At 47.9% G+C, this 18,766-nt stretch carries 21 protein-coding genes; 4 read left to right on the top strand and 17 right to left on the bottom strand.

Going from position 1 to position 18,766, the window contains the following annotated elements:
- Positions 1 to 13 precede the first annotated feature (13 nt).
- Complete coding sequence (locus tag JW881_15185) at positions 14 to 328, bottom strand: hypothetical protein (GenBank protein ID MBN1698859.1); 315 nt, start codon at positions 326 to 328, stop codon at positions 14 to 16.
- A gap of 208 nt (positions 329 to 536) precedes the next feature.
- The gene (locus JW881_15180; GenBank protein MBN1698858.1) at positions 537 to 812 is read right to left on the bottom strand and encodes an ATP-binding protein; all 276 of its coding nucleotides are present in this window, start codon (positions 810 to 812) and stop codon (positions 537 to 539) included.
- A 251-nt stretch (positions 813 to 1,063) separates the two neighbouring features.
- Here JW881_15180 and JW881_15175 point away from each other — a divergent pair, with 251 nt between their 5' ends.
- The 3 genes from JW881_15175 to JW881_15165 are packed head-to-tail and all read left to right on the top strand — an operon-like array spanning position 1,064 to position 2,581.
- The gene (locus JW881_15175; GenBank protein ID MBN1698857.1) at positions 1,064 to 1,435 is read left to right on the top strand and encodes a NusG domain II-containing protein; all 372 of its coding nucleotides are present in this window, start codon (positions 1,064 to 1,066) and stop codon (positions 1,433 to 1,435) included.
- On the top strand, positions 1,401 to 1,955 hold the full coding sequence (locus JW881_15170; GenBank protein MBN1698856.1) for a Gx transporter family protein: 555 nt from the start codon (positions 1,401 to 1,403) through the stop codon (positions 1,953 to 1,955). The genes JW881_15175 and JW881_15170 overlap by 35 nt, the downstream gene beginning before the upstream one ends.
- The gene (locus tag JW881_15165; GenBank protein MBN1698855.1) at positions 1,952 to 2,581 is read left to right on the top strand and encodes a hypothetical protein; all 630 of its coding nucleotides are present in this window, start codon (positions 1,952 to 1,954) and stop codon (positions 2,579 to 2,581) included. The genes JW881_15170 and JW881_15165 overlap by 4 nt, the downstream gene beginning before the upstream one ends.
- Here JW881_15165 and JW881_15160 read toward each other — a convergent pair.
- From JW881_15160 to JW881_15125, 8 genes are all read right to left on the bottom strand, one after another.
- Positions 2,559 to 3,326 (bottom strand): hypothetical protein, encoded by a 768-nt coding sequence (locus JW881_15160; GenBank protein MBN1698854.1) that lies wholly within the window; start codon positions 3,324 to 3,326, stop codon positions 2,559 to 2,561. The two genes, JW881_15165 and JW881_15160, sit on opposite strands and share 23 nt — an antisense overlap.
- 278 nt (positions 3,327 to 3,604) lie before the next feature.
- On the bottom strand, positions 3,605 to 3,988 hold the full coding sequence (locus tag JW881_15155) for a response regulator (protein MBN1698853.1): 384 nt from the start codon (positions 3,986 to 3,988) through the stop codon (positions 3,605 to 3,607).
- Positions 3,960 to 4,706: a HAMP domain-containing histidine kinase gene (locus tag JW881_15150; GenBank protein MBN1698852.1), complete on the bottom strand. Its 747-nt coding sequence runs from the start codon at positions 4,704 to 4,706 to the stop codon at positions 3,960 to 3,962. The genes JW881_15155 and JW881_15150 overlap by 29 nt, the downstream gene beginning before the upstream one ends.
- A gap of 17 nt (positions 4,707 to 4,723) precedes the next feature.
- Positions 4,724 to 5,203, bottom strand: a complete 480-nt coding sequence (locus JW881_15145; GenBank protein ID MBN1698851.1) for a hydrogenase maturation protease — start codon at positions 5,201 to 5,203, stop codon at positions 4,724 to 4,726.
- A gap of 7 nt (positions 5,204 to 5,210) precedes the next feature.
- Positions 5,211 to 6,515, bottom strand: coding sequence for a Ni/Fe hydrogenase subunit alpha (locus JW881_15140; protein MBN1698850.1), 1,305 nt, complete (start codon positions 6,513 to 6,515; stop codon positions 5,211 to 5,213).
- Positions 6,512 to 7,264 (bottom strand): hypothetical protein, encoded by a 753-nt coding sequence (locus JW881_15135; GenBank protein MBN1698849.1) that lies wholly within the window; start codon positions 7,262 to 7,264, stop codon positions 6,512 to 6,514. Before JW881_15135 ends, JW881_15140 begins: the two co-directional genes overlap by 4 nt.
- Positions 7,264 to 8,118, bottom strand: coding sequence for an FAD/NAD(P)-binding protein (locus tag JW881_15130; protein ID MBN1698848.1), 855 nt, complete (start codon positions 8,116 to 8,118; stop codon positions 7,264 to 7,266). The genes JW881_15135 and JW881_15130 overlap by 1 nt, the downstream gene beginning before the upstream one ends.
- Positions 8,119 to 8,127: 9 nt before the next feature.
- Positions 8,128 to 9,156: a 4Fe-4S dicluster domain-containing protein gene (locus tag JW881_15125; protein ID MBN1698847.1), complete on the bottom strand. Its 1,029-nt coding sequence runs from the start codon at positions 9,154 to 9,156 to the stop codon at positions 8,128 to 8,130.
- Between the two features lie 228 nt (positions 9,157 to 9,384).
- On the opposite strand from JW881_15125, the gene JW881_15120 reads away from it, so the two are divergent.
- Positions 9,385 to 9,993: a YigZ family protein gene (locus JW881_15120; protein MBN1698846.1), complete on the top strand. Its 609-nt coding sequence runs from the start codon at positions 9,385 to 9,387 to the stop codon at positions 9,991 to 9,993.
- 11 nt (positions 9,994 to 10,004) lie between these two features.
- On the opposite strand, the gene JW881_15115 is transcribed toward JW881_15120, so the two are convergent.
- The 7 genes from JW881_15115 to JW881_15085 all read right to left on the bottom strand — a co-directional run.
- The gene (locus JW881_15115) at positions 10,005 to 11,162 is read right to left on the bottom strand and encodes a sugar ABC transporter permease (GenBank protein ID MBN1698845.1); all 1,158 of its coding nucleotides are present in this window, start codon (positions 11,160 to 11,162) and stop codon (positions 10,005 to 10,007) included.
- Positions 11,163 to 11,361: 199 nt separating this feature from the next.
- Positions 11,362 to 12,912 (bottom strand): ATP-binding cassette domain-containing protein, encoded by a 1,551-nt coding sequence (locus tag JW881_15110; protein ID MBN1698844.1) that lies wholly within the window; start codon positions 12,910 to 12,912, stop codon positions 11,362 to 11,364.
- Positions 12,913 to 13,028: 116 nt separating this feature from the next.
- Positions 13,029 to 14,096 carry a substrate-binding domain-containing protein gene (locus JW881_15105; protein ID MBN1698843.1) on the bottom strand — a complete coding sequence of 356 codons (1,068 nt, stop codon included), beginning with the start codon at positions 14,094 to 14,096 and terminating at the stop codon, positions 13,029 to 13,031.
- A 421-nt stretch (positions 14,097 to 14,517) separates the two neighbouring features.
- Positions 14,518 to 15,756, bottom strand: coding sequence for an ABC transporter permease (locus tag JW881_15100; GenBank protein ID MBN1698842.1), 1,239 nt, complete (start codon positions 15,754 to 15,756; stop codon positions 14,518 to 14,520).
- Positions 15,753 to 16,439 (bottom strand): ABC transporter ATP-binding protein, encoded by a 687-nt coding sequence (locus JW881_15095; protein ID MBN1698841.1) that lies wholly within the window; start codon positions 16,437 to 16,439, stop codon positions 15,753 to 15,755. The genes JW881_15100 and JW881_15095 overlap by 4 nt, the downstream gene beginning before the upstream one ends.
- Before the next feature lie 11 nt (positions 16,440 to 16,450).
- Positions 16,451 to 17,062, bottom strand: coding sequence for a DUF2318 domain-containing protein (locus JW881_15090; GenBank protein MBN1698840.1), 612 nt, complete (start codon positions 17,060 to 17,062; stop codon positions 16,451 to 16,453).
- 180 nt (positions 17,063 to 17,242) lie between these two features.
- Positions 17,243 to 18,766: DUF3160 domain-containing protein (locus JW881_15085; GenBank protein ID MBN1698839.1), on the bottom strand; the 1,524-nt coding region annotated here is incomplete at its 5' end.

Below are 18,766 nucleotides of genomic sequence, written 5' to 3'. Positions count from 1 at the left end.
TAAAAAAAACACATTATTTATTCGAGAGTCTTTTATTGCAATAGTCTTCCATGACATGTATAAATCTTCTAAGGATGTCTGATGCTGTGTATGCCTTTCTGTATTCCCGTGAAGTATTTATAAATTCAAAGAGCGGTGAATTATAAGATTTACCTACAATAGCACGTGAATCTTTTTCGGGAACAATATATCTTCTGAATGTTTTTTGACGGGATTTTTTCATAATGTTTATCAGGTATTCTTTTGGATGATCAAGTTGCTTCGGATTAAAAGGTATTTTATCCAAAGGCAATTTAAAAAACTTGGCAAATGAATGCCTGTCGGCCATTATCCAGCTTTCAACCTCACGTATGATAATACGTCAAATAAAATGCTCGTTACTTTTTAAAATATTAAGTTATTTTTGCAATAAAGGCGCACATTCGCACGAATCAAGGTCGATGATGACCAGGACGGAATTGTATTGAGATGCATTCTGAAAAAAAGATTTAATGTTCTTTTTGATATAGCCTTTACCTTTACCGCCGTAATATGTTCTAATAAAAAGTCAATGTACATTCCCATTCAACGTCTTCATCGTCATCCAGAACCGTTACACAGAGGCTGACATTTGTCTCTCGTTTTGCATGAAGACATCGTATCCGCGGGACTCCACCCCGTTCATTGACGGCAAATTGAAGCCCTCCTCCGGCTTTTGTAATATCACGAAGAAACCTGAAAATATCAAGAAGATTCGACTTACCTGATGCATTAGGCCCGACAATAAACATGCGGTTTTTAGTTCGATTTGTGCTTCCGGAAAGTTCTTCCAATTTTGTATTTGAAGCCTTTTAAGTATTAACATTCTTTCCTTATAAAAGATAAGACGCTAAATTATACACAAGTGCAAGCGACATTAGTAACATGCTTTATTTCTCGATTGCATTCGCAACATCACTTAATCAAGACTGTTTTATAAAAATTACTTCTTCTTACTATATAGAATTTCTTTTTAGCCCGGCCGGAACCACGCCCTCTTGACCATGAAATGTGTTTGACTTATATTGGGGATCGAAGGCATTTCATGAAAGCGAAACCGCTTGACATACTCATCATCGTTGCCGCTTCATGCGGGATAGTTTGGTATGCCGTTTCCGTTTATCGAACCCCTTCCGGGCCCGGTAATGTCGTGATCCGCACCTTTGACAGGGAATATATATACGGCCTCCAAAACAACGAGGTCGTCGATATCGAGGGCCCCATGGGAACGACAAGGGTGCTGATAGAAAACGGGGCGGTACGTGTTCTCTCCTCTCCCTGTCCCATGAAAATATGCATGAAAAAAGGGCCGATTTCACAGGCCGGGGAATGGATTGCCTGCCTTCCGAACGCGATCCTCATCCGAATAACAGGAGTCAACCATGAACGTCCGGAAATCGATTCGGTCTCATACTGATATGGTCGCCCTTCTTTCGGCCTGCTGTCTTTTTCTGACCACGCTCGAATACCTGATTCCAAAGCCGTTCCCCTTTTTGAAAATAGGTCTCGCGAACCTGCCGGTTCTCCTCGCGCTGCTGCTGCTGCCCCCCCTTCCCTACCTGTTGCTTCTCTGCATGAAAACCGGCATTCAGACCCTGGTCTCGGGCAATCTGTTTTCCTATGTCGCCCTCTTTTCCGCGGGCGGTACGTTCTCGAGCGGACTCGTCATGCTGTTATTCTACAGGTTCGGCAGACATTTCATCTCGTTTATCGGCGTGAGTGTCGCCGGAGCGCTCGCGAGTTCCGTGACCCAGCTTCTTTTGGCCGGTGTTTATCCGTTCGGCGATGCGGTGCGGCTGATTGCCCCCCCCTTTCTGGCGTTCGCTGTCGCCTCCGGACTTCTTATCGGTCTTTTTACGGAAGCATTCGCAAGACAGTCGACATGGATCGCGGGGCTTCAGAGAAAATGCGATCATAAAGGGACGGAGGCGGGATGAAATCGCCTTCTCCCCCGCGACCCGGTCTTTTCACGGCCCCCCCCGTGTATCAGGCGATCTGCGGCCTGCTTGTTCTCCCGGTGTTTCTCCTCCAGACCGATGTCGCAATCCGCTGCTTCCAGACGGCCGGTTTCGTTCTCATGGCAAAGGCTTCGGGGAGAAAGATCAACATGCTTTCTTCCCTTTTTCTTCTGGCCGGTATCCTGATTATGAATCTTTTATCCCCCCATGGAGAAGTGATCGCCAGAGTGTTCACGCTCCCGGTGACCCTCGGGGCGCTTCGCATGGGATTGCACAGGGCAACGACATTTATCGGCCTTATTTATCTCTCCAGATATACCATAAGCCCCGGCTTGCGGCTTCCCGGGAAAGCGGGCGGGGTGCTCGGAAAAACCTTTTGTTATTTCGAATATCTTCAGGAGGAAAACGCCCGATGCGATGAAAAAAACGTCTTCAGGCGCATCGACGCAGTGCTTTCCGCCGTCTCGTCTCGCATCGCGGAACAGGGTGACGCATACGAAACAGCCGGCGTCGCTTCATGTCATGTGACGGGGCTCCTCCTCATGTGTCTTTTCACGGGAATTAACTGGGGTGCGTTCATTTTTAGTCTATTGTATCGCCATTAGCATACGTATATGCATAATAAAACACATATATCGGAGTTTCGTCGCCGTCACTGTCGTATTGAATCTCCCTCACGATTTTTCCCGTCTCGTCGTAGCGGTACTCGAATAAGACGGAAATCGAATAGCCGTATTCGTAGTCTTTCTCTTCATACGCGACGACATGACCGTAATTATCGTAGCGACATATGTACTCGGCAATAAGATTTTCCTCACCGTCGAAATTTTTTTCCGTCTGCAGCTTGCCGTCCTCGCTGCGGTTTATGGTAAACACGCCGGTGAGGCAGCCGTCCGTATCGATGATTCGCTGTTCGACGAACCGTTTGTTCCGGTCATACCGGTATGTCGAAGAAACGATCAGGATATAAACGTTATTATTGCACGAATAGGTCTTCGATTCGGCAACTGAATCGCCTTTATATTCGTAGGTCGATCGTTGTACAGGAATATCGTTTTCGAGATAGACCTTTTCAATCAGCCGGCCCTTTTCATCATAGGTATTCTCCACCCCGCTGACGAGGTTCCTTTCACTTACACCGTATTCCACCGCCCGAACAAGCCGCCCCCCGCCGTCATATTCCGCTTTTCCGACAACGTCTCCTTCTTCATTTGAAACGACGCAACCGGTAATACCCGCAGGGAGCCTTTCGATCTTTTCAAAATCAAGCCCTTCTCCGGTATAACCGGATTCCGCCAGACAGAGAAAACATACAACGGTAATGGATACGCTGATTATCGTTTTTCCCATTTTATACGCTTTGCCTTATCGAAAGACGTGAAGCCCTCTTTAAGCCCCCCACGACGGTATCGCTTTCGAGAATACCCTGTTATGGGCACTTCCAAAAACCTGTCTTGCAGGTTTTTGGAACCGCAAAATATTTCCTTAAGCCCTCAAGGACACATAAAGGGAAAACTATCTTTTTTATTTTATAAAGAATTATAATAACCGCTGTGCTTTTTATCTAATTTCTATTGACGACATGGCACAACAGACACAGCATTAAAAGATAGTTTACAGAGGTACCCCTATTTGAAAAGTCCCCGTATCGTCATGATCAGGTCGTCCGGATCGACCGGTTTTTCGAGAAATTTATCGACAGGCAGATAATCTTCGTCCTCTTCGATATCGAACCTGAATTTCGTGCGCTGATTTACCGCTGTAATCAATATAATCGGTATATCCTTGAAAGACGAATCCGCTTTGAGTTTCTGGGCAAAGAAAAAACCATCGGTGTCCTTGTTCATCATGACGTCGAGAAGAATGAGATCCACCGCGTTCTCATTGATGAGTTCCCACGCAACATCGATTGTTGTTGCAGTCAGAACATTGTAATTGTTATGTTCAAGTATGATTTTTCTACTCTCGATAACATCCACATCGTCATCGACGACGAGTATTGTTTTCTTCATGGGTCCCTCCATATAATGGTAATTCTATCGATACTTTTGTTCCGACATTCAATTTACTTTTTACCGTAATGCCGCCACCATGGCTTTTTACAATCTGTTTGACAAGGGAAAGGCCGAGCCCGACACTGCCGTCGATGTTTTTTCTGGCATGTTTTCCCCTCTCGAAAATTTGAAAAACCTTTCTTATATCCTCTTCATCCATCCCGATCCCCGTATCCGAAACGGAAATTCTGATTCTCGATTTCTTTTCAAGCTTCTCGTAGCGTATCACGAGTGAACCGCTGTCCCTGTTGTATTTTATCCCGTTCATGATAAGGTTGTTCAATGCCCGCATAAGGAATGTTTTGTTACCGTTTACATAACACTTCGACAGATTGTTTTTTTCCAGCCGCATGGTAATGTTTCTGGTATCGGCAAAGGGTTTCAGCGTGGAGAAGGAATCTTTGATCACATCAATAATATCCGTCTTTTCCAGCTTGATACTGTGTTTGTGGTCGAGGAGTGTATAGTCGAGGATATCGTCGACGATCTGCATGAGATCGACCGCCTTTTTTCTCGCACGATTGACGATCGCCTTGATTTTTTCCATATCCGACACATATCCTTTTTCGATGACATCCAGCAGATTGATGAGACCGGAAAGGGGCGCCTTTATGTCGTGCGCCATAACGGCCAGCGGTTTTTTCAGTGCGGAGAGCTCCTTTTTTTTATTTTTCATTTCGTCGCTCATTACGGTCATACGATCGCGGCCCCTGCCGACTTGAGTTCATCATACACGGCTTTTACAAGGAGTGGAAGTCCCTTTTTTACCGGACTGCTTAACGATTCGGACATTTCCATCCGCTCGATCTCCATACAGTAGACGGCACAATCCGTATTCTCAAGCATTCCCAATTCATCCGCAATTGCAAGAAGTTCAACAGGATCGAAAACGTGAAGCGAGTACCCTTTCGTTTCTTTCAGACTCTCGACCTCATGCCTTTCAAACCGCCTGAAGTTGCCCGGTTTTTCTCCGCACATGCCCCCGTCGATAACGATAATCTTTTTTCTTCCTTCGCATACATGAAGCATACCGATCCCGAGTGTACCGCCCTCGATATACTCCACGTGCGGCGAGCGATACAGTTTTTTCAGTTCACTAAGAGCGTGGACTCCCACCCCCTCGTCCCCGAAAAGCGTATTGCCGACGCCGATGACCGCAATCTCTTTTCTCATCTCCCCGTCACTCTTTGAACCGTATGTTCAGGTAATGGGTGGAACACGAAATACACGGGTCATATGCCCGGACCAGCATTTCAAGGATGAACTGAAGTTCCTCCTTTCCCCGTTCCATATACTCCGGAACGACCTTTTCCATATCGAGTTGAATATTGTTATGATTGAGGTTCGTCGGAATAACACAATTGGCTTTCCTGAGTATTCCCTTATTGTCGTAGGTATAATCATGAAAGAGTATACCCCGGGGCACTTCGACGGCACCAACGCCCTGTCCCTCTTTTATCGTTATTTCAGGCTTCTCACGGGCCTGCGGATTTTCGATCAAACGGTTGACCAGCGTTATCGAGCGTTCGGCGGCAAACACGCACTCGACGAGTTGCGCGATCGTGTTCATGAACGGATTGTCGTTTTTTCCGTCGAGTCCGAGTTTTTTCCCGACTTCGAGTGCCATGGGCGAAAGCTGCCGGTAATTGTTGTTGTAACGGGCAAGAGCGCCGACCATAAAAGAACCTCGGTTGAACTTCCCGTATTTCGCCGTCGACTGCGGAACGACGAATTCGTTCACGACTTCACGGTAATCGTTGACGGGGATCGGCTTTTCAATATCCGTCGTCATAATCTCCCCGTCATAAAAGGCATATTCCGAATCACAGGTCAAAGCGAGATATTCGGTTTCCCGGCGAAAAGAGGGAAGCGCGTCCGAAATCGATACGACGAAATCAGCGAGCGCCTTCATGTCGGAGACGGCTTCCGTCAGCCTTTTTCTCAATTCCTCGAGTTGCTTTTGTGAAGGATTCATGGAAAAAGCGCCGATACGCGCGCGTATCGGGTGGGTGGTTCTGCCGCCGATAATATCGCACATTTCATTGGCAAGCCGATGCAGTTTCGTGACAAGAAGCACGACTTCCCTGTGCGTTTTGATAAGCGGGATCACGCTTGGTGCTTTGACAAAATCGGGAACCGCGAGATAACAGATATGAAGCAAATGGCTTTGCAGGGTTTCGCCGTGAAGAAGCAGTTCACGAAGGATCCGGGTGGTTTCCGAAATACGGATCCCCATGGCGGCCTCCGTCGCCTTGAGTGAGGCGAAGGTATGTCCGATCGAACATATACCGCAGATCCTCGAGGTAATCGAGGCGATTTCCGTATAATTTCTGCCCACCACCATCGCCTCGAAAAATCGGGGGGCTTCCGGGACCTGCCATTGGACCGTTTTTATCGTCCCCTCATCGATATCGACGACGATATTCCCGTGGCCTTCCACCCGGGTTATATGATGAACGCTGACATTCATTGTTTTCTTCGTCATTCCTTCACCTCCGGCTCTACTCCGAATAAATTCATCTTCCGGATGATTTCCGAAACAGTATAATTATATTTTTCAAGCACTTCATGCATCGCTTTCTTGTTGGGATTCGGTACCGATCCCCTGCAGGCATCGCAGGGGACGCCGTTTGACGGACATATGGCGCCGCATCCCGCACGCGCAATCGGGCCGAGACAAACCATGCCCTCATCGAACAGGCAGACGTTTTCCCTGATTTTACACTCGACGCACACCGGATAATCCGGGATACGGGGCATTTTCCCGAGACAGAGTTCCTTCACGATTCTGAGCACCTCGTCCCTGTTGACGGGACACCCGGGTATCGCCAGATCGACGGGGACAACCTCCGAAACGCCTTTGGTGGGTTCCGTTTCGAGATGAGGAAGCGAAGCGTCGCTGCCGTAAACTTCCTGTTTCACGACGTCGAGACTCTCCCGGTTGTTTTTCAATCGATTGATGCCGCCGGTTACCGCGCACTGGCCGTATGCGACTAAAAGTTTGGAACGTTTTCTAATGTCACGTACGCGTTCTTCATCCTGTTTTCTCGTAATCGAACCCTCGATAAACGCGATATCATACGAATCCGATGTGCCCGTCATGACTTCCCTGAACTCCACGACATCGACAAGTTCGACGAGTCCGATAATGTCTTCTTCCAGATTTGCTATTTGAAGCTGGCACCCTTCACAACAGGCAAAATCGAAAAATGCCACGCGAGGTTTATTCTTCACTATATTGCCTCCTTTAACAGCTTTATATCGTCATAATAAAAGACGGGCCCGTCCTGACATACATAGAGATTGTTGATCTGGCAGTGGCCGCATTTGCCGACGCCGCATTTCATGTTCCGTTCGAGTGAGACGATAATCCGTTTGTCTGAAATCTCCATATCATGAAGCGACATTATAACAAACTTGTACATCACGGGAGGACCAACAATGATCGCGTAGGTATCGGTGGGATCGATCGCCTTCAAGTTCGGGAAAAGGGTCGTTATGACCCCGACATGACCGTCCCAGGTTCCATCCTCGCATTTGTCGACCGTTTCCATGAAGGTGATATCCTCTCTCGTGCTCCATGCGGCGAGTTCATCCGTAAAAAGCCGCTGGCCCGGGTCGCGGCATCCGAAGAGAATGGTAATGTCCTTGTAAGCGCCCCTGTTGTTCAGTGCATAGAGAATCGCCGAACGGGCGGGTACAAGCCCGATACCACCGGTGACAAAGAGAAGGCTGCTGCCTTTGAGATCTTCCATCGGGAAACTCGTACCGAAAGGTCCCCGGATACCGACAACATCGCCCGGCGAAAGCGAATGGATTGCCGCCGTCACCTGTCCGACTTTCCGGATCACCATTTCAAATGTATGGTCATCCGTCGGCGGAGAAGAAATAGAAAACGGTGCCTCGCCGATTCCTGGAATGGACAATTCGACAAACTGCCCGTAACGGTGGCCGAGCGGCCTGTTTTTCAGTTTAAAGGTGAAAAACGAATCGACATCGGTCATCTCGCGCTTGTCGATAAGGGTCGCCACCTCCGGAAGAAAAAGCGATGACGAACCGGTTTCATTCACGCCTGTGTTTATGGCCATGACATCCTCCTATTGATTATCCTGAATATAGGTGAGTACTTTGACGGGTCCCGCAATCGACGACGTACACGCATGTGCACACCGCCCGCATCCCACACATCCATAGTAATTGTACTTCAGGGGCAGATTGACTCCCTTCCGGAATATTCTGTGCCGGAACCGGGCGGCTTTTGTCTTTCTGAAATTATGCCCGCCGGCGCATGTCGCGAAATTCTCGAGCATACAGCCGTCCCATACCCTGATCCGTTTTCCGTTTTTCAGATCCAGATCGACTTCATCCAGAACATCAAAACAATAACAGGTGGGACACACAAGCACACATGAGCCGCATGAATAACATTTTTCTCCGAACACCTCCCAGACGGGATGACCGTGGTTTTTTACGAGAAAATCCGGTGACATCTCGATCGGGACCGGAATTTTTTGATCGTCCTTGATTCTTTTTTTCGCATTTTCGAGTTCTTCGAGTGAATAGGTGAAAGGTTTCTGAACGGCGGAAGAAAGGTAGGCCCTTCCCTTCTCAGTCACAATCTCGACCGTATAATTGCCGTCTCCCATATCGGCAAGCATAAGGTCCGCCGCCTTGTACGGCTGCACACCCTTTACGACAGAGCCGGCAAATCTGTATTTGAATGCCTGTGTCGGATACATACCGATAAGCAGTGAATTTTCGCGTTTTTTTAGGTAGTTCTCGTCCCGGTTTCCTTCCGAAAAGGCCCTGTCCATAAGTGATATGGCGGCAAGGTCATAATAATGGATGCCGATGATGGTAAGCGGTTCGTTTGCATTCTCCGTAATATACGAATCGGCCTTTTTGGTAATAAAGCGGAGAAGCACTTCCCGCGGGGGCTGAAAATACTTTTTTGGCGGTAGAATCGTGACGTCATAATCAAGGCAAAGCCGGCTTGACGATTCGAGTCTGTCGAAAACATACGAAGATCCCTTGCCGACAACTCCGATGACTTTGGAATCTCCTTCCTGAATCTTTTTCTCAACAAAATCAAGAAAATCCTTTTTTGAAATCGTCACATTATCCATACCACTCTCCTGTCATATATAATTTGATTTCGGGGAATCATACCTAAAGGGTAATGCAAATGATCGATGTGCAATTATTAGTAAAAAAAGGAAAAAAAGGCAAGGGGGAGAACCATGTATTCATCCTTTTTTATTCGGCATTCCGGCGTAGGTAAAAAACGGTATAATTCAATTCATCATGGGCGTTTCCTTGACAATAAGCCCGATTCATTTATACTTGTTCACAGGATGAAAACAGGATATCCCGTTCCCGACGGTGAAGCCGATGCTTCACTGACAATAAAGAATTCCCGCTTTATCGGTCATGCAGGAAAAACGGAAACAACCGGCGATGCAAAAGCATATATCAACCGGATCAAGGAACGGTACCCCGGTGCCACCCATGTCGTCTACGCCTATTGCATCGGGTTCGGGGCGTCTTTGGTTCACGGTATGAGTGACGCCGGAGAACCGTCGGGCACGGCGGGACGCCCCGTTCTTGAAGTGCTTAAAGGAAGCGCGATCGGGGACATCACGCTGGCCGTTGTCAGGTTTTTCGGAGGTACAAAACTCGGAACGGGGGGGCTTGTCAGGGCGTATACCGATACGGCAAAAGCGACACTGGCGGCATTATCGGTAAAAACGAAACACAAACTTATCGGTATTGAACTTTCTTCACCATACGAGTACGTCGACCGGCTCAAGACGATCATGGATTACAATCATGCAATAATAAAGGAAAAAAACTTCTCGGAACGGGCTGTTTTCCGTATCCTCATCCCGGAAGAAAACAGAAAAGGATTCCTCGACGACGTACTGAACGCTTCGGGGGCGCGAATAGCATACCGGCTGCTTTAATGCGAATCCATTTATTCTCTTGTTTTTCTTGTGGCAACATCGACCCAGACGGCAAACACAAGAACAAGGCCTTTGATAACGTACTGGGCAAAGGAAGGAATGTTGAGTAGCACCATACCGTTATCAAGGCTCGCCATTACCAGGGAACCGATCAGGGCCCCGAGTATCGTTCCTTCACCGCCCATGAGACTAGTCCCGCCGATAACACAGGCGGCGATCGCATAAAGCTCGTATGTTTCACCGCCGCCGGGCGCACCCGTGCCCACACGGGCTGCAAGGACGACACCCGCGACACCGATAAGAGCCCCCATCAGGATGAATACCTTCATGATATTTGTTTTGATGTTTATCCCTGAAAGCCGGGCCGCTTCCATGTTTCCCCCGATTGCGTACGCATAGCGGCCGAGCCGGGTGTTTCCCGATAGATAGGCAAAGAGAAAGGCGACAATCGCCATAACAAGCACCGGTACCTGCACACCGTAATATGAATTGATGAACAGGACGTAAGCGGCGACCAAACCGGAAAAAAAACATATTTTCGCGATATCGGAGACGAGAGGCCCGGCATCGAGGCCGTATTTTTTCCGTTTGTTTCGCTGCCGGAGGATGGCAAAGGCAATAAAGCAGATGACGAAAAAGGCCAGCACAAGACCGATCTCCTTCGGAAGATAGCCGTTATAGATATCGCCGAGAGATTTTTCAAGGGGCGAAATCGATTTACCGCCCGTCACGGCGATCATGAGTCCCCGAAAAATAAGAAGTCCCCCGAGGGTGACAATAAACGCGGGCACCTTCAAATACGCGACGATGACCCCGTTCCACAAACCGATAAGGGAACCGGTGATAAGGGAGATAACGAGCGCAAAGACAGTCGAAAGAACACCCAGCACGGCAAGCGGAATGGCGGGGAAAAGCATGGTGAAGAAAGGAGCGATCATCTGGTGGAAAATATATACCTGAAAATAAGCGACAACCGTCGCGATAAAACCGGTTGCCGAACCGACGGAGAGATCGATATTTCCGGTGACAATGATCAATACCATACCGATGGCAAGGAATGAAATGATCGTCATCTGCCGGAACAGATTTGAAATATTCCTGGGAGAAACGAAGGTCCCGCCGGAAAGCACGCCAAAGAGTATCCATAGAAAAAGAAGGGCAAAAATCATCGTATATGTTTTCAGGTTCCGCTTGAGCTGCTTCCACACAAAATCGACGACCCGTAAAAAAATTCTTTTAATGCCGCTTTTTATCCGTTCGAGTATTGTAATGGGTTTTGTTGAAAATCGATTATCGGAGTTTATATTGTCTGACAAATCACACCTCTTTGAATTATATTTAATGTAATGAAACAGGCAACGACACCTGTCATAGACAATCCTCATCCACTGAGTTTTCACAGCCCGCCGCCAGACGCATGATTTTTTCCTGGGTCGCCTCCTCACGGGCAAGAATTCCTGTCGAGCGGCCGTTATGCATGACAATGATCGTATCGCTCAATGCCAGGATTTCAGGTAATTCCGATGAAACCATAATAATCGCGACTCCCGAGGCGGCCAGGCTGTTCATAAGTTTATAGATTTCATATTTCGCCCCCACATCGATTCCCCTGGTCGGTTCATCGAGAATAAGGATAAGGGGATCTGAAATAAGCCATTTTGCGATGACCACTTTCTGCTGATTACCTCCGCTGAGTGACGCCACTTCCGCGGTGATGGAGTTGTATTTGATCGACAATTTTCTGCTGATAGCCTGACAGGCGGTGATTTCTTCGTGCTTGTTTATCGAAAAAACGGTGGAAAAAGCGGATATATTTGGAAGCGAAAGATTTTCGAGGATCGATTGATTTAAAACAAGTCCCTGTTCTTTTCTGTTCTCCGGAACAAAACTTATTCCATTGTTCATCGAATACCTTGCCGAACGGATTTTATACGGTCTGCCTTCGAGTAAAAGACTGCCGGATATATTGATCCCATACTCCCCGAACAGGGTCATGACCAATTCGGTCCTCCCGGAACCCATAAGTCCCGCGATCCCAAGGATTTCACCCCTGTGAAGCGAAAAGCTTACATCCTGTATAACAGGCCTGTCCGGTTTGTTGGGATCGAATGCGGTAAGGCCGTCAACCTCGAATACGACCTCTTCTTTTTTATGGACCTGCTTGGGAAAACGTTCTTTTAACTCTCTTCCCACCATCATTGTTATAATACGGGGCATTGATGTATCGGTAATCTTTACCGTATCAATGGTTTTTCCGTCCCGCAGCACGGTAATTGTGTCCGCGATCGCGAAAAACTCCTCGATTTTATGCGAAATATAGATACAGGTGACCCCGTTTTTTTTCAGGGTCTTCAGAATACTCAAAAGCGATTCGATTTCGTTTTCGGTCAGCGCGGAAGTCGGCTCATCGAGTATAAGAAGCTTCGCGTTTTCGGAGAGGGCCTTGACAATCTCTACAAGCTGCTGCTGCCCGACCCCGAGAACGCCGACGGGCAGAAACAACGGCAGAGAAAGACCGTATCGGTCCATTAATGAGAGGGTTCTGGAATACAGGTCGTGCCAATTGATGACGCCGCCCGTTACCGGTTCCCGGCCCAGAAAAATATTTTCACCGACCGTCATCTGGGGAATAAGCGCCAGTTCCTGATACACGATCGCGATTCCTTTTTCAATCGCCTTGCGTATGGAAGAACCGGTAAACTTGAGCTCTTCTCCATTAAAAAAAACGTGACCCTCGTATGAAAGATACGGATAGACACCGGTGATAATCTTCATGAGGGTCGATTTTCCCGCGCCGTTTTCACCGCATATACCGTGTATTTCTCCCCGCCTGACTTTGAAGGTGACTTCTGAAAGAGCCCGTATTCCGGGAAAATCCTTGGTCACGGAATCGAACTCTAAAATAAAATCATTATCCACCCTGTCGTTCCTTTTTATCGATTATCCTTTTGCATATCCATCGATTGAAAATTAAATCCGCCTGCTTTCCTTTGGAACAGGAAAGCAGGCGGCAAATTCCGGAAGATAAAAAATAATTATGGTTTCGGAGGTCTTTCGTCTTCCGGTATATCCTTGTATACTTCTTCCCATTTCTGGAAACCGCTTTTGATTACCACATCATAGAGGTTGTCTTTTGTCACCTGAACGACCTCAAGGAATTTACAGGGCACGTTGCCGGTCAAGCTGTCGTTTCCGGTGAGTTCCTGTAAGGAGCGGCCTTCAAGATCCGGTTTTTCCTTTTTGGCAAGCTTCAAGGCGATATCGACCGCCATGGGACTCAGGAGATTGATGTCCTTGAAGACGGTGACCGTGAGTTTTCCTTCGACGATCGCCTTGCATGCCGGTCCGGTCGCATCCTGTCCCGAAAGAGGCACCTTGCCCGCGAGTCCCTGACTTTCAAGAGCCTGGATCGCGCCTAACGCCGTTCCGTCGTTCGAGGAAACGATCGCATCGATATCGTTCTTCTGTTTGGTGAGAATGTTTTCGATAATACCGACGGCTTTCTCCTGGCTCCATCCCTCGACCCACTGGTCGGCGACGATTTCGATGTCACCCTTGTCGATGTACGGCTTTAAGACGTCCATATGTCCCATACGCACAAGCGTCGCGTTATTGTCCGTGGGACTTCCGCCCAGAAGGACGAATTTGCCTTTATCGACGACGCTCAGCACACCAAGGGCCTGTTGCCGCCCGACTTCGACATTGTCAAAAGTGATATAAGCGGCAAGCTTATTCGTTGGGATGAGACGGTCATAGGCGATACAGGGGACCCCGTCCTTCGCGGCCTGGTCAACGGCGGTCACGCAGCTCGCACCGTCGTACGCCACAATAATGATGACATCGGCTCCCTGTGTTACCATGTTTTCAATCTGGTCATTCTGCCGCTTCGCATCCTTTTCCGCAGACGCCCAGATGACTTCGGCGCCCTTGGCTTCCGCCAGTTCCTTTATCTTATCTCTCTCGCGCGGCCATCGTTCAATATCAAAACTGGCAAATGAAAGCCCTATTTTGATCTTGCCGGTATCCTGGCGTTCGCACCCGAAGGGGAGTAGAAAAATCAAGGTGAGCAAGCCGAACAGAAATAACGTAAAGACTTTTTTCATAAACGCATCTCCTTTACTTTGTTAGATTACCCGATTTTAAATCAAAGCATGTACATGGTCAAGCAAGGAAATATACAATAAAAAAAAATATCACCTTTATTAATGATTATTCGGGCTAAATTCCATAAGGCCGTATAGAAATAAAAGCCCGTCACCGCCGGATGATAAACGGTTCACTGCAGGGACGTATTGCCTTAGGTCAGATCGACTATTCGGGATTAAGTGTATTACAAACACAATCCAGAAGCATTTTTCTATCATTTTCCTGTCATTTTCCTGTAAGGCGGATATAAAAGACTTGAGGTCCGTATATCGAAGCGTTCGCCAGACAGGCGGTAGTTGGCCGAGAAATGCAACACGCTCGCGGAATGAAAAAGGCGTCGCCGAGAGAAAAAGAAGGTCCGCGCGACCGGCGTACCGGTTATAATTCCCTCAGTGCGATCGCCGGATCGATACGGGACCCCCTTATCGCGGGAATGACAGACGCACCCGTTCCGATAGCCGCGGCAAGTATCGCAGAGCCCGCCAGCAACAATCCATTGAAACGGATTTCTCCCTGAATGATCAACCGGTTAACGAAATGGCTGATAGAAAAGCCAAAGAGGCTTCCCAGCACTCCGGCGATAAACCCAAGGATCACCGCTTCGATTAATATAATCCTTATGATATGCGATTTCCTGAAACCAAGGGCACGAAAAATCCCGATGTCCCTTTTACGTTCGTTAACCGAAGCGGACATTGTGATAAAGACAACGAGAACACCGACCAGGAGGATAACGATACCGAGGATAAAGCCGAACAATGAAAGCCGCCGGAGGGCATGCATACGCTGTTCCACGACCTGCTTGATCGGGGTAGCCCTGCCGTTCTGAAGAACCCCGTTTATCTGATCGGCGAGTTCTTCTACGGGACAACCCGCGCATAATGCCGCCACTTCGACAATCGAGATTTTTCCCTTCTTCCCGAGAAAATCCTGGGCGGCGGCAAGATTCATAAAGATGATCGAATCGTCCTGCGAACCCGTTTCCATGATAACTCCCTTTACGGACAATGTTTTCCGCTTTCCATCCCGGGAAATGTCAAAGGAATCACCCGCCTTTATCTTGAATTGTAAAGCGATATTGTGCCCGATAATCACATCATCGTCTTTCAACCCCCTGATTCCGGTTTTCACTATGGTCCTGTGGGGATCGATCGGACTCGGTTCCCTTGTTCGTTCCAGTTCAATAGTGGTCCCTGGTGTGAATGACCACCATTTTTTAAGCCGGATTTCGGTCACAAGATCCGCGCCGACCAGCGGAATAATTTCTCCCCTGAAATCGGCGGCCCCAAGGATTTTTGGAGACACAATCGAAAGGTTTTCCCTGTTTTTAATTTTCCATATATCCTCTATCTCTTTTTCATGAATTTCCCGAACATCATACCTGGCGCCGGGAATGGCGATTCCACCGTACGACATGGACAATGTATTGGACTTCGGTGTAATCATGATATTGGCGCCAAACTCGTCGATTTTTTTCTCGATATCGGCCTGTGATGCTTCCGTAATGGTATAAATCATTACAATAGTCGCTATCCCGATCATCATTCCGATAACGAGGAATACCGTCTTTGATTTACGCCGCCTCAGATTGTTAAAAGCTATATCATACAATTTCATTTCAAAATCCCTGCCGTTTCCTTGATCTCTCCATCGTTAAGGAACACCCTCTTCGACGCATATGCCGCGATACCCGATTCATGAGTAACCATGACAATCGTGTTACCCGTTTCATTGAGATACTGTAGAAGCCGCATTACCTCTTCACTGTTTTTGGAATCCAGATTCCCCGTCAGCTCGTCCGCGAGAAGAATGGAAGGATTGTTCACGAGTGCGCGGGCGATTGCCACCCTTTGAATTTCTCCGCCGGAAAGCTCCGCCGGGATATTGTTCATCTTCTTTTGCAGACCGACGCGGCGCAACATATTGGAGGCCAGTTCCATCTGCTCTTTATTTCTTTTTCTTGTAATCGAGAGGGGCAGCATTACATTTTCCAGTGCACTCAGATAGGGTATTAACTGGAACGCCTGAAAAATAAATCCGATATATGACGACCTGAAATCCGCCCTTTTTTCCGTCGAAAGACCGTATACATCGACATTGTCGATAGTGACACTGCCTATACTCGGCGTACTCAATACACCGAGTGTATAAAGAAAGGTCGTTTTACCACAACCGGAAGGACCGCATACGGCGACAAAATCACCTTTTTCGATTGAGATACTCACATCGTCGAGCGCCCTGACCTTCTCATCACCGCCAAAATAGTATTTTGAGACCGATGTCAACCGTATAAACGACATTGCATCCTCCGCTAGAACATATAGCTTTTTTCATCGAGATCGGCGGTGAGTACGATCAATTCTGATTCACGTTGTTCGACAGGCAGGAAACTCGGCCAGCACCCCCCATAGATATTCTCCGTCCCTATCGCCTTTATCGGATACCTGTTTCCGCAATTCCTGCAAACCGCCCGATCGCCCTGCTGCGAATATCCCCGTTTTGCCCTGTAGCAGACATCACACGCATCGAAAGCCACATGGGGTTGCCCTTCGCCGTCCAACACACCGAAGAATTTTACCTTGACTGCATCATCGGAATTATAGGTAAAATAGGTGAATTTTGTCAAGAGATCGGAAATTTTAATTCGTACGACATCCTCCTCCGTACCGCCGCTTCCCGATGTATTCGAAACGCCCGACGCAGTATCATTTCCCGGTTGACGCCGGATATCTCGAGGAGATAATTCCGTTTGTTCTGTCGACCGGCCCTCCACGGATGATTGAGAAAAGAACCTGCCCGCATTAGCGAATCCCCAAACCAATAAAATCACGAAAAGTGAAATACTACCGATTATAATGAATCGTTTCTCCCTTCCGGATTTTATTTTTGCCGCATTAATCATTTTCTTTTTACGATTACCCATATGGTTTCCTCCTTTTGTTTTGGGAGCATGAAAATATATAACCCCCTAACAACCGAAAACCATTAAAGTTACATATATTATCATATTTTTCTATTACTAATTTTTATTTCATGATTGTTTTGATTATATTCATCGAGATAAAGAAAGACAAGGATTACCATTTCAAAAAGATACATATTATTAATCCGGTTTGGCCCATTCCGGTTCGGTTTTTTGCGTTAGACGGTTTTTCTCCATGGTGCCTGAACGGATGAGTGATTTCCACTGCTTTTCTGACGGGAGTGTGTTGCGACCGGCCCACAATTCGTAGTACGAATAGGTAAATCCGATACAGATACGTCTCCCCCCGTCGGGATCATAGACGGTGACAAGAAGCCGCTGCGGCAGACCGGGACTGACGGCAAGAACATAGCCGCCGTCCGGCGAATAAAAGAGCGGCGATAATCCCGTCATATCATACACGCGGCACCCCCCCGATACGGAGGCAGCGTCAAGGAAAAAATTATCCGGGAAACAGCAGCGGGCAAATATTTCAGGTATTTCAAAAATGTGATTATAATCGTACTGATCGATCGGTTTTCCCGATTTTTCATTTTTCACCATAACATATATCCATTCGACTTCCTGAAAAAAACCGGCGAGCGATTCCGCCATACCCGTAGCGGAGAGGAGCCGTCCCGCCGGATGCGTGATAAGGGTGTTATAAAAAAGAAGCAGATTGTAAAAAAATCCTTCGTGAGGTTCTATATATCCGCGGGGGACAGGGAGGGGATCTCTTCTGTATTCATAACTCATGGGGGAATAGTCGTTTGAGATATACTCGTTTTCTTCCGTCACCGATAGGGAGACCGGTTTTACCGACGCAGCGAGTGAGCCGCAAAAAGTCAGCAGGTTTTTTTTCCCGAACCCCTCGCTGTCAAACCAGAAAAGTCCGGCCGGGTTCGGGGTCATGAACGGACTGCTTGAAGAAAAAAGGAGTGCGTCCCCGTAATTCCGGAACCAGCTGCCGGCACTCCGGCTGTTTATATATCGGGTTAATTTCTCAAGATTATTTCCGTTTGTATAAGCGGTTTCCGTATCACGGACAAGGAGACCGGCCGCAATCCCGGAACCGAATGAAGCGGCGAGATCAACACCCTTTGCATGGTTCCCGTCCGCAGCAGACGTGGGTGAAAAAAGGGTGAAGACCGTCTCTGCTATCGAACGGGGACTGCCGAAGAGCGTGACGGGAAGGGACGGAGCTTCATCGGGGGAAGATTCCGGTTCCCTATCAACGAGTTCGGTATGGGCGTCCGGCGTAATGCTTTCTGAGGCTTTTTCCATTACATGATGTACGATATAGTCTCGTGAGATGCCTTCAAAAATCTTTTTCCGATCGAGGGTTTCACAAAGACCGGCTAACTCGAGTATCGTGGGACCGGCGGACGCCCCTTTCAGAAAGGTGATCGCACTGCCGAAGAAGGAATAATCAGTGTATACGGTATTATCTTGTGAGAGAAGCATGGTAAAAAGCAGCGCCGTCTGTGTCTGAAAGGGATCACTCAGATCAAAGGAAAGTGCCCTGCACCAGGAAAGCGCTTTCGCATAGCCTTGCATTTCTTTTGGGAGGTGTTCATACCGACGACTGTCGAAATCAGAATAATCGATCGCTTTTCCCAACAGCGGAGATACGAGCGTACCCGCAACTCTTTGCGTACCCGCAAC

The sequence above is a fragment of the Spirochaetales bacterium genome, assembly GCA_016930085.1.
Lineage (GTDB): Bacteria > Spirochaetota > Spirochaetia > SZUA-6 > JAFGRV01 > JAFGHO01.
Note: the sequence above shows the minus strand (reverse complement) of the source record. Positions and strands in the feature narration are given on the sequence as shown.

Excerpts from the sequence above, each read along its gene's own strand:
- JW881_15185 (MBN1698859.1), bottom strand. The coding sequence starts at position 328 with ATGGCCGACAGGCATTCATTTGCCAAGTTTTTTAAATTGCCTTTGGAT.
- JW881_15175 (MBN1698857.1), top strand. The coding sequence starts at position 1,064 with ATGAAAGCGAAACCGCTTGACATACTCATCATCGTTGCCGCTTCATGC.
- JW881_15170 (MBN1698856.1), top strand. The coding sequence starts at position 1,401 with ATGAACGTCCGGAAATCGATTCGGTCTCATACTGATATGGTCGCCCTT.
- JW881_15165 (MBN1698855.1), top strand. The coding sequence starts at position 1,952 with ATGAAATCGCCTTCTCCCCCGCGACCCGGTCTTTTCACGGCCCCCCCC.
- JW881_15160 (MBN1698854.1), bottom strand. The coding sequence starts at position 3,326 with ATGGGAAAAACGATAATCAGCGTATCCATTACCGTTGTATGTTTTCTC.
- JW881_15155 (MBN1698853.1), bottom strand. The coding sequence starts at position 3,988 with ATGAAGAAAACAATACTCGTCGTCGATGACGATGTGGATGTTATCGAG.
- JW881_15150 (MBN1698852.1), bottom strand. The coding sequence starts at position 4,706 with ATGAAAAATAAAAAAAAGGAGCTCTCCGCACTGAAAAAACCGCTGGCC.
- JW881_15145 (MBN1698851.1), bottom strand. The coding sequence starts at position 5,203 with ATGAGAAAAGAGATTGCGGTCATCGGCGTCGGCAATACGCTTTTCGGG.
- JW881_15140 (MBN1698850.1), bottom strand. The coding sequence starts at position 6,515 with ATGACGAAGAAAACAATGAATGTCAGCGTTCATCATATAACCCGGGTG.
- JW881_15130 (MBN1698848.1), bottom strand. The coding sequence starts at position 8,118 with ATGGCCATAAACACAGGCGTGAATGAAACCGGTTCGTCATCGCTTTTT.
- JW881_15125 (MBN1698847.1), bottom strand. The coding sequence starts at position 9,156 with ATGGATAATGTGACGATTTCAAAAAAGGATTTTCTTGATTTTGTTGAG.
- JW881_15120 (MBN1698846.1), top strand. The coding sequence starts at position 9,385 with ATGAAAACAGGATATCCCGTTCCCGACGGTGAAGCCGATGCTTCACTG.
- JW881_15115 (MBN1698845.1), bottom strand. The coding sequence starts at position 11,162 with ATGATTTTTGCCCTTCTTTTTCTATGGATACTCTTTGGCGTGCTTTCC.
- JW881_15105 (MBN1698843.1), bottom strand. The coding sequence starts at position 14,096 with ATGAAAAAAGTCTTTACGTTATTTCTGTTCGGCTTGCTCACCTTGATT.
- JW881_15100 (MBN1698842.1), bottom strand. The coding sequence starts at position 15,756 with ATGAAATTGTATGATATAGCTTTTAACAATCTGAGGCGGCGTAAATCA.
- JW881_15095 (MBN1698841.1), bottom strand. The coding sequence starts at position 16,439 with ATGTCGTTTATACGGTTGACATCGGTCTCAAAATACTATTTTGGCGGT.
- JW881_15090 (MBN1698840.1), bottom strand. The coding sequence starts at position 17,062 with ATGGGTAATCGTAAAAAGAAAATGATTAATGCGGCAAAAATAAAATCC.